General features: G+C 67.3%; 2 protein-coding genes. Both read right to left on the bottom strand.

Going from position 1 to position 1,192, the window contains the following annotated elements:
• On the bottom strand, window positions 1-606 hold a 606-nt coding region (locus ACYVDE_RS23475), incomplete at its 3' end, for a biotin/lipoyl attachment domain-containing protein (protein ID WP_460503948.1).
• Window positions 607-648: 42 nt separating this feature from the next.
• On the bottom strand, window positions 649-1,192 hold a 544-nt coding region (locus tag ACYVDE_RS23470; RefSeq protein WP_460503947.1), incomplete at its 5' end, for a TolC family protein.

Genomic DNA, 1,192 nt, shown 5'->3' with positions numbered 1-1,192 from the left:
CAGCACCTCGGCCACGCGGCCCAGCAGCAGGCGGCCGTCGGGCAGCAGGATGCGGCAGGTCTGGCCGGTGTGCACGTAGCGCAGCTGCGTCACGGGCACGTCGAGGATGAAGCCGAAGCGGCTTTTGTCGTAGGTGAGGCCGAGTTGCTCGCCGTCCTGCACGTAGTCGCCGGCCAGCTTGTCCACCGTCGCCAGAATGCCCGCGCGGGCCGATTTAATCGGGATGATACCGCTGAATTTCAGGCGCGGGTCGCCGGTGAGTTGGTCGAGGTGCAGGGTTTTCGATTCCTTGGTTTGGATGGTGAACACCGTTTGGCCGGCGCGCACCTGCTGGCCCACCACAGGCGTGGGCGCCAGCACGTAGCCGGTGGTGGTGGCCCGTAGTGCGTCCTTGGCCGCGTAGGCCGACACGGCGCTCAGACGCAGCACATCGGTGAGAGTGTCGGTTTGGATGCTGCCTACCGTGACCAGAGCGCGGGGCTTCACGGCCGCTTCCTCCTCGCCGTCGGCGGGTGCGGCAGCTTCATCGGCGGACGGGTCTTTGGTTCCGCAGGCCGCGAGGCTGGTGAGGACGAGAAGGAGAAGCAGACGAAGGGACAGGCTCATGATAGCGGGAAGGAAGTGTGGCATGGACGCGCATCGTTCACGCTACTGCTCGGCGAGGTAGTCCAGCGCAAAGCGGCTGCGGAGCTGCTCGGTCTGGGCCTGGGTGAGGCTGAATTGCAGGGTGCGGTAGCTGGTCACCAGGTTGAGGTAGTCGAGAATGGCGACGTCGCCCGTGGCCAGCTGCTGCCGGGCGGCGCCCACCAGCGCGTCGGCCACGCGCAACTGCTCCCGGATGCGGGCCAGCAGTGCGTCGGAGGCCCGAATCAGCCCTTCCAGCTGCTCATACTGCTGTTGCCGCTGCACCGTGAGAAACTTCCGGTAGCCGCGCCGGCTTTGCTCGCTCAGGTCGAGGCGCTGGTACTGCAGCTGGCGCTGGTGGCCGTCGAAGATGGGTACGCTCAATTGCAGCCCCATCCCCAGCCCCACGCTGTGGGCCAGCGCCACGGGCAGGTACGACGACGACTGCAAGCCCGCGTCCACGACGGCGCTCACTTTGGGGCGGTAGGCGGCATCCACGGCCTGACGGTCAAGGCGCAGGCGTAGGCTGTCGAGGGTGTACTGGCGCTGGGCTGGGGCCAACAAGCCG

This window comes from Hymenobacter agri (assembly GCF_054778495.1).
This window is presented reverse-complemented; position numbering and strand designations above follow the sequence as displayed.